Source organism: Candidatus Binatia bacterium, assembly GCA_036382395.1.
In the GTDB taxonomy this organism is placed as follows: domain Bacteria; phylum Desulfobacterota; class Binatia; order HRBIN30; family HRBIN30; genus JAGDMS01.
In genome coordinates this window covers 1-8,605 of record DASVHW010000372.1, presented here as the reverse complement: position 1 = coordinate 8,605, position 8,605 = coordinate 1, and the positions used below count along the sequence as shown (strand labels likewise).

Genomic DNA, 8,605 nt, shown 5'->3' with positions numbered 1-8,605 from the left:
CCCCCCACGGATTCCACGCCGATTACCGCGACAGCTATCGCACGGAGCCAGCTGCGGACGGCTGGCGGCGGCTACGCGAGTGGTTCAAGCAACACGGCGTAGCGTAGTAAGCGCCAAGACCAGCAGCGGCGTCTTCCACTGTAACGCAAACTGACAGGGTTGGCCGGCCCATCGTACGAGCCACAGCCCCATTTGTGGGCGGACCGTCGTCTTGCCTGTGTCGCGCTACGGACGTAACAGGAAGCGCTGAGATGTGCTCTACAAAGTGCGCGCCGCCGTCAAACCACATCTGCAGGAGCACGCGCAGGCGGTAATGCGACCGCGCCCACTCCATCGTATTGTGCTCTCGCCCTCGCTACCGTTACGGGTTCTGATCTTCGGTGTGGCGGTTTCTGAGGCTGCCGCCAAGATGCGCGCCTCAGTCCTCGGTGAGGCGTGCGCATCTTGTGGATCTTGGAGTTTGGAACTGTAACTGTCGAAGAGATCGCTGAGGCTGACCCGATGCACATAGGCGCCCCACTCCAGAAGCAGATCGAGGAGATCCCGTCGCCGCGCGCGGAGGGCAAGATCCAGCGGGCAGCAGGACTCGATGTTTGGGTCGTAGCCGTTACACAGTAGGAGGGCCAGAGCATAATTCCCGGCTTCGAGAGCGATCTCAAAGACAGAGGTCAGGCGCCGTTGCTTGACGGTCGTTCCTTGAGCTACCTGGAGCGGCCGACCGGCTTGGATCCAGCGCTCGACGTCATAGAGACGGCCGTCGTGGGAGAGGCGGTGGAGGTCGGCGAGCGCTCCCGGGTCTGCGGTCGTCCGCACACATGGCTTGGTTGCACAGGCTTTCGGATCGGCTCGTGGGTCAATGAACGCGGCCATTGGCATCATCATCGATAGATACATCAAAACCGGCAGGCCGAGGGTGATCGTCGTCGCGGCCATTCTCGGTGGGGGAATCGTGCCCCGCAACAACAATAATCGCGGGGCCACGACTTAGAAAATGAGCCGTGCTGGACTCTAACCAGCGACCCTTCGCTTGAAAGATCGAAGAGACGCCGTCCGACAAGGCTCTCCGCGCTCGGTAGCGTGAAAACAGCAAGGTTTTTTGATACTGCCCCATCCACCCTGTTTGCAGGATTCCAACCGCTTGGGTGTCAAACTTTCAGTAATGAAAGGGTTCCGCGTGTGGTGTCTCGCAGGTTCCCCAGTGGGAGCAAGTTTGCGCCTCGTGCAAGCTGGTGCCTCGTATGGTAGTCACAGGCCCGGCACGCGCGATGGAAGTTGTTCTGGGCGGATTGAACGGGGTGTACCTGAAGCAGCTTCAGGCGCAGGCTTTGCCCGCTTGCCCGTACGCACAAGCGGCAGTGGCTTATGTGGAAGGATCGCACGAGTTTTTCGACCGTTGCAAGGAAAGTGGGATTCGCCTCCAATTCTATGGGCTCTTGGATCAGTCCAGTGCCGTGTCTCTTAGGGTACTTGAACTCTTCCTCACTGATCAGTCTGATCGTTTAGAATGTCGGCTTGCAGCACGGCGATTGCGGCGTGATCGCGCACGCCTTGATTCGTCCCACGGCCGGGACGGACACGGAGCGTCTGCGCGGCGTTGAGCAGTCGCAACTCCTCCGCCCGACTCAGCCCTTTCCATTCCGCCTCCGGTTCCTGCGGCGGCTTGATGCCGTCCGTCGGACACCCCAGCGGGAAGGGGGCGACCTTTTCATGGACCCACCGCGCGAAGTGCCGCACGCTGGCGTAGGTGCGGACGATGGTGGCCTGCGCCGGTCGGGCCTTGGCGAGCTGCTTGAGAAACTCCCGGGTCACCGACGTGTACCATTCGTCCGGCCGGTCGTGTCCGTACAGGCGGTGGTAGAACGTCAGGAAGCGTCCAAGGTCCCGGCACTTGGCGTCGATAGTGGCGCTCGCCTGACCGGCGACCTGGCTCCGGAAGTACAGCTCGGCAAGTGCCACGAGGCTCCGTTTGGCCTCGGCAAGCCGGGCTGGAACGTTATGTTGTAGATTTTTTGCGGGCACGAGGGCCGTTTGGGGGCGGTTTGAGGAGCGCATGGGGCCATAATCTAGCACATGGCTATTAGGTAATAGATTGTATCAGCGCGGGTGAAGCCCCCTGCAGTCTCGCCTACACCAGCGTCTCAATCGCCCTCTGTTATAATCTTGAGCTGGGTTGCGCCCGGCGCTGACGTGCGCCGGAGACACTCTCGTTAGGGCAGACAACTGAGATGACATTTATCGGGGGATCATGCGCCACGCGCCTGACTGCTCCCTGCGCCTTGGTGCCGCAATGAAGAGCGCCAGGCACGTCGCACGAATGTGGACGGCGACTGCGGGCCTCCATCCAACACGAGCCTTCCACTTGATGATGGTCACCTCTAAGCCTGGAACACTCTCCGTACAGGCCTGCCCGACCTCCCCGTCTATGCCCTCGCCATCGACCCCGCCACTCCGAGCACGCTCTATGCCAGGACATCTGGTGGCGGCGTATTTGTTCTGCAAGAATTTGTGATACCGACGCTCTCGGAGTGGGGCATCGTGTTATTCATCTTGAACCAGATCCGGCGGAGTCGTTGCTGGTGCACAGGGGGAGTCGGGGTGACGCTTCGGCCGGTGGTGGATGCTCCCCGTACCCTCAAAACGTTGCGGTCGGATCATACTCCCGGCGTGACCACCGGCACTGCCACCTCGAACGTCGTACCGACACCCTGGATGCTGCGCACGGAAACCGAGCCGCCCAGGAGCTTGCAGAACCGCCTGACGGTCGACAAGCCGAGACCGGTGCCGAGGGGAACCAGCTGACATGCCTCTGGGTCGCGGTAATAGTCGTCAAATATTCGCGGCAGGGACTCGGCCGGTATACCGATTCCCGTATCACGCACCGAGATCCGCAACTCGTCCGCGTTGAGCGCGGCGCACAACTCGATCTCGCCCTCCTTGGTGTAGCGCACGGCATTGACCAGCAGGTTCTGGACGATCCGAGCGAGGAGCGTGGGATCCGTCATCACCGAGCTGGACGCGGGCAGCGACACTCGCAGCTGCAGGCCCATGGCTTCGCACTGCGGCTCGACGGCGGCCGCGCACCCGGACAGTACTCGGTGAACGTCGACCGGCTGGCGGACGGCGGTCTGGCCGGCGACACCGGCGTGCACCACCATGTCGCTCATCACAGCGGAGAGGTTCTGCATCAGAAGAGCGGCGCGGATGAGGTACTTGCGGCTTGTCTCGTCGGCCACGCGTTCACACACCAGGTTCACGTACCCGAGAACATTCGCCAGGGTATTGCGCACGTCGTGCGAGGTGGCGGCGAGGAAGAGCCGGTGCGCCTCCTCGGCGCGCTGGCGCTCGCTCGCGTCGATGATGGTCGCCAGAGTCATCGTGCCGCTGTCCGTCTGAATCGGGCTCAGCCCGATCTCCAGCGGGATCTCCTCGCCGGTCTTGCGCACGCCGTGCACGATCAGGCTGCCGCCCATCTGGCGTACCTGCTGCCGCTGCACAAATTCGTTTCGCTGCTGGCGGTGCCGCTCGCGTGTGCGAGCGGGGAGGAGATTCTCGATGGAGCACCCCACCAGTTCCCCGCACTCATATCCAAACAGCTGCTCCGCACGGGAATTGGCAAAGCTGATGATGCCGGCGTGGTCGATGACCATTTGCGCGAGACCGAAACGGTCCCGTGCCTTATCGCCTTCCGCCGTGAACACATCTTTCATCCCTTACTCCTCACGCCTTACCCGATATTTCCAAGATGGACGGCACGCCGGCCTGCCTTGGGACACCAATAGTCCGCTTCGGGAGGCTGGGACAAGCATCAGCAGGATGGTCGGGATGCGCAGATACCGGGTCTCCTTCGTCCCAGGCAGCGCCTCGCCTTTCTTCGTGGTCGTGATTTCCCACCCAGCCGGGTTCCAGTAGAAGCCAGCCTTCGCTATTTCGCCACCGTGATACCGTGTCATGATGCCACCGCCTGCATGAGCGCTGTGTCTGTGTGCGTCCGTTTTCATCGAGACACAGGATAGGTCCGAGGGCTGACTTGCACCAGACGGAGAAATCCCTGGTCGGCAGGGGAAAAGTACCTGGACGGCCCCGCAAAGATGCGGGCGACGGGCGTTTTCGCGGTGCTGTCGACGTCGGTACTTGCGTCCGACATCGGATGGCGGACACCCGAGGCCGTCACGCCTGTTGGGCTTCAGGGCAGAGGCTCAGGGTCTCGTCAACACCCGTTCAGGGCGTTGTTCACAGCCTGAAGAATCACTGACACGTCAGGTGTGACGTCGGCAGCAAGTCCGCTCCGGCACGTCCCGCCGTTGCCGAGCGCCAGGTTCACAAGGGTGACGATCTCGTCGACGGTGACCGCACGACTGCCGGCGCACCGTCCAAATCGGCTGGGCGCACGCGGCCGGACTTGCCGAGGTCCGCAGAATCAGGAATCAGCCGCTCTTGTTCGTAAGCGTAGATCAGGCGCGAAGGCTTGGGCGCGTCGAGCCTCCCGGATCAGGCTCTCGCTGGAAACGCGTCAGGGAGAGACCCATGTGACCGAGTATGAGCCGCTGCTGCGCTTCCACATGCAGGGTCGGCTATAACCACCCCACGTTCGCTCACGGCACCTGGCAAGGCGAGGAGGCGGTACGCGGCGAGGCCTGGGATCTCTCCGCTATCAACCCGCTCGAGCCGCACGGCCTGCATGCCCAGCAGCTCTGCCGCGCCCGCATGGGGAACCGCGTGGGCGTGGCTCTGGTGGAGCAAATCGTGTACGGTCCACATGCGCCGTCGGGATTCAAGGAGTTCCTCGACGGCGCAGCCTGAGCCTCATGGCTGATGACTGCGAGCACTTTCTTGATAACCGCGTGGAGCACGTCGGTGGTGCCATCCAGCTGCTCGAGATTGCGCCGCTCGACTAGGTACGGCGACCGTTTCCATACCACGCGGCTGCTCAGGCGCGGCACGCACTCGCGCACACGACGACGTCGGAGGTGAGGATGAAGAAGCTACGCGAGCCACAGACCGCAGCACTTGCTGACAAACGTGACGCGGTTGCCGGGGCGTTGGAGAACGACCCGGCCGATCCCCGTTCGTGGGAATGGCGCACCAGCAGGCGCGAGTTCCTCACCTACACGGCGATCGGAACCGCTGCCCTGGCGGGGACACTTGGGCCGGCGCAAGCCGCCCCGCACCAGCCCCAAGCCGCACCGGTGCTGGGCCCGGGCCTCGTGCCCGTCACGCTCTGGGTGAACGGCGCGCGGCACCGGCTTCAGGTAGAACCTCGGGCAACGCTTGCGCAGGTGCTCCGAACGCAGTTGGGGCTCACGGGCACGAAGCTCGGCTGCGATCGCGGCGCGTGTTCGGCCTGCACCGTGCTCCTCGACGGCACCCCACTGAACAGCTGCATGCTCTTGGCGCTCGACGTGGGCGCACGCAAGGTCACGACCATCGAGGGCCTCGCACACGGCGAAGCGCTGCATCCGGTGCAGGAGGCCTTCGTGGCGCACGACGCGATGCAGTGCGGCTTCTGCACGCCAGGTATGGTGATGAGCTGCGCCGCGCTGCTCGTCCGCAACCCAAGCCCGACGATCGAGGAGATCAAGGACGCCACAGCCGGTAACCTGTGCCGCTGCGGCACGTATCCCAAAGTCTTCGCGGCCACGCTGGCTGCAGCGCAGCGGCGTCGCTCGAAGCAGTGAGGTGCGGACATGCCTCCGAGCGACGATCACACGAGTCCACCCACGGGAACAGCGAATTTTCCCATTGGAATTCCACAGGAGCAGCTGCGTTGGGAAGAGCGGCCGCTGCCGGCGGGAGAGCCGGTCCCCTGGGCGCCGAATGCCGAGTTGCGGGTGGTGGGAAAACCGACCGCACGAGTCGACGGCCACCTCGAAGTGACGGGTCGGGCGCGCTACACGGCGGACGTGCAGCTCCCGGGGATGCTCCACGCGCGGCGGATCTGCTCGCCGCATCCCCACGCACGTATCAAGTCCGTCGATACGACCAGGGCACAGCAGCACCCGGATTTCCGCGCCCTCCAGCTTCTCGATCGGCCGATGGGGCTCCCCAGCCTCCGCGACCCAAGCCAGGAGCTGGCTTCGCCGTACCCGATCCTCCGCTACGTCGGCCAGCCCATTGGTGCGATCGCCGCGACGACCCCTGAAGCGGCGGAAGAGATCGCCCGCCTCGTCGACATCGAGTATGAACTCATGCCGTTCACGGCGGAGCTGGACCAAGCCCAGCGCGCCAACGCACCGCTGGTCTACCCGGGTCCCGTAGACATGGCCGGGACCGCAGGGGGCGGCGGAGCGGCCAGCGGCCTAGCGCAGCACGGGAACGTGCGCGGCCCGTTACGCACTGTCCGCGGCGATATCGCGACGGGGTTCACCGCAGCCGAGGTCGTCGTCGAAGGAGAGTTCCACACCCAAGTCCAGACGCACTCCGCCCTGGAGCCGCATGGGGTGGTGGCGGACTGGCGCGAGGACGGCCTCACCGTGTACGCCTCGACCCAGGGAACTGCCTCTGTTCAGGACGAACTGGCGGAGGTGCTCGGCCTCGACAAATCCCGCATCCGCGTGATCACCGAGTTCATGGGCGGCGGCTTTGGCGCCAAGTTCGGTGCGGGTAGCTACGGCGTGCTGGCGGCGCGGCTCTCGCGCCAGGCCAAGGCGCCGGTGCGACTGGTGCTCGACCGTGCGGAAGAGCACCAGTCCGCCGGCAACCGCCCCGCCACGGCTCAGCGCTTGCGCATCGGAGCGCGCCGGGACGGTACGCTCACAGCCATCGAGTTGTCGAGTGTGGGCACGGCGGGCGTGGCGACCGGTGCCGGCGTGGGGCTCATCGCCGAGCGGCTCTACGCCTGCCCGAATTTCCAGTCTGAGCAGTCCGATGTGTTCATCCACGCGGGGCCGGGCTGCGCCATGCGGGCACCGGGCTTCCCCCAGGGTGCCTTCGCGCTGGAGCAGTGCATTGACGAGCTCGCCGAGCGGCTCGGCGTGGATCCGCTTGCCCTGCGGGATCGGATCGATGTGCGCGAGGAATCCGGCGCGCTGGCGCGGCGCGTGGAACGGCGCATCGGTGCCGAGCGGTTTGGCTGGGCCCGTCGGCGCCCGGCAGGAAGCGACCGCGGTACACTGCGGCGCGGGCTGGGCGTCGCCCAGGCCTACTGGCCCCGCATCGTCAGGCTCAACGCGGCGTGCGAGGTGCGGCTCCTGCGTGACGGGACCGTCGAGCTGCGGTCGGGGGTGCAGGACATCGGCACCGGCACCAAGACCGTTCTGGCGCAGGTGGTGGCCGAGGAACTGGGGCTGGCCGCGCGCGACATTGTGGTCCGGATCGGCGACACGCGGTTCCCGGCCGGCCCCAGTTCAGGCGGTAGCACCACCACGGCATCCATCACGCCGGCGGCTCGGGAGGCTGCAGCCATGGTGCGTCGCCAGCTGTTCGAACTGGTCGCTCCACGGCTGCAGTCGCAACCCGACACCCTCGCCATCGTCGACGGTGCGGTGACCTCGCACACGCACCCGTCGCGTCGGCTGCCGCTCCGCAAGGCGGCGACCCTGATGAAGGGTGAGGCCATTTCGGCCACGGCCCAGCGCCGTCCTGACTACGAACCGCCTGCGGGAGTCGCCGTCGTCGCGGGATTGGGTGGCGTGCAGTTTACCGAGGTCGTCGTCGACACGGAGACGGGCATCATCCGCGTCGAACGCGTCGTGGCCGTCCACGACTGCGGCCGGCCGATGAACCCGCTCGGCATCGAGAACCAGATCAACGGCGGGATCATCCAGGGCATATCCTACGCGCTCTATGAGGATCGCCACCTTGACCTCGCCACCGGTCGGATGCTCAACCCGAATTTCGAACAGTACAAGATCGCCTCGGCGTGGGAGGTTCCGGCCATCGAGGTCGTGCTGGTCGAAGATTACCGCGGGCGTAGCTCTACCGATGCCAGCGGGGTTGGCGAACCGGCAACGATCCCCACCGCTGCCTCGATCGCCAACGCCGTCTACAACGCCATCGGCGTCCGCATGCGCACGCTGCCCATGACGCCGGCGCGCGTGCTCGAAGCGCTTGCCAAGACGCGAACGGAGGCCCGCGGATGATCAACTTCGAGTGGGTGAACGCGACATCAGTCGCAGAAGCGATCGCACAACTCCGCCCACAGGCGGCGCTGAAAGCGGGTGGGATCGATCTCCTCGACCGGATGAAGGAGGGACTCGATGCCCCGACCCGGCTGGTCAATCTCCGGACCATTCCTGGACTCGATAGGATCCGGCAAGAGCCCCACGGCCTGACGGTCGGGCCCCTGGTGACCCTTGCGACCTTGGGCGCGGACCCGATCGTGCGCCAGCGCTATACCGCCTTGGCTGATGCGGCCGCGCACGTCGCCACGCCTCAGATCCGGAACGCGGCGACGGTGGGAGGCAACTTGTTGCAGCGCCCACGGTGCTGGTACTTCCGATCGCAGTCGTTTCCGTGCCTGCGCAAGGGTGGGGACACGTGTTACGCGCAGGCGGGAGAGAACCAGTACCACGCCCTCTTCGACAACCAGGTTTGCGCCGCGATCCATTCCTCCGACCTCGCCACCGCCCTGGTCGCCCTCGATGCCCACCTCGAACTGACCAGTGCC

General features: G+C 65.1%; 8 protein-coding genes. 5 read left to right on the top strand and 3 right to left on the bottom strand.

All coding sequences use genetic code 11. The features are described from left to right. Positions 1–107, top strand: a 107-nt coding sequence (locus VF515_17920; GenBank protein HEX7409510.1) for a dienelactone hydrolase family protein, incomplete at its 5' end; no start/stop codon positions are given. Positions 108–258: 151 nt separating this feature from the next. On the opposite strand, the gene VF515_17915 is transcribed toward VF515_17920, so the two are convergent. The 3 genes from VF515_17915 to VF515_17905 all read right to left on the bottom strand — a co-directional run bounded on the left by VF515_17915 (position 259) and on the right by VF515_17905 (position 3,707). Further along, positions 259–870 carry a hypothetical protein gene (locus VF515_17915; GenBank protein ID HEX7409509.1) on the bottom strand — a complete coding sequence of 204 codons (612 nt, stop codon included), beginning with the start codon at positions 868–870 and terminating at the stop codon, positions 259–261. 609 nt (positions 871–1,479) lie between these two features. After that, positions 1,480–1,956, bottom strand: coding sequence for a hypothetical protein (locus VF515_17910; protein ID HEX7409508.1), 477 nt, complete (start codon positions 1,954–1,956; stop codon positions 1,480–1,482). Between the two features lie 695 nt (positions 1,957–2,651). Beyond that, positions 2,652–3,707, bottom strand: a complete 1,056-nt coding sequence (locus VF515_17905; GenBank protein ID HEX7409507.1) for a PAS domain-containing sensor histidine kinase — start codon at positions 3,705–3,707, stop codon at positions 2,652–2,654. 829 nt (positions 3,708–4,536) lie between these two features. Here VF515_17905 and VF515_17900 point away from each other — a divergent pair. The 4 genes from VF515_17900 to VF515_17885 form a co-directional block, all read left to right on the top strand. Then, a complete protein-coding gene (locus VF515_17900) occupies positions 4,537–4,800 on the top strand; it encodes a hypothetical protein (GenBank protein ID HEX7409506.1) in 264 nt (87 codons plus the stop codon). 173 nt (positions 4,801–4,973) lie between these two features. Next, positions 4,974–5,675, top strand: a complete 702-nt coding sequence (locus VF515_17895; GenBank protein HEX7409505.1) for a (2Fe-2S)-binding protein — start codon at positions 4,974–4,976, stop codon at positions 5,673–5,675. Positions 5,676–5,684: 9 nt separating this feature from the next. Then, positions 5,685–8,078: a xanthine dehydrogenase family protein molybdopterin-binding subunit gene (locus VF515_17890; GenBank protein HEX7409504.1), complete on the top strand. Its 2,394-nt coding sequence runs from the start codon at positions 5,685–5,687 to the stop codon at positions 8,076–8,078. Then, positions 8,075–8,605 (top strand): FAD binding domain-containing protein (locus VF515_17885; protein HEX7409503.1); only part of this gene is annotated, 531 nt, incomplete at its 3' end. The genes VF515_17890 and VF515_17885, both read left to right, overlap by 4 nt.

Coding starts and splice junctions, on each gene's coding strand:
- VF515_17900 (HEX7409506.1), top strand. CDS start 4,537: ATGAGCCGCTGCTGCGCTTCCACATGCAGGGTCGGCTATAACCACCCC.
- VF515_17905 (HEX7409507.1), bottom strand. CDS start 3,707: ATGAAAGATGTGTTCACGGCGGAAGGCGATAAGGCACGGGACCGTTTC.
- VF515_17890 (HEX7409504.1), top strand. CDS start 5,685: ATGCCTCCGAGCGACGATCACACGAGTCCACCCACGGGAACAGCGAAT.
- VF515_17895 (HEX7409505.1), top strand. CDS start 4,974: ATGAAGAAGCTACGCGAGCCACAGACCGCAGCACTTGCTGACAAACGT.
- VF515_17915 (HEX7409509.1), bottom strand. CDS start 870: ATGGCCGCGTTCATTGACCCACGAGCCGATCCGAAAGCCTGTGCAACC.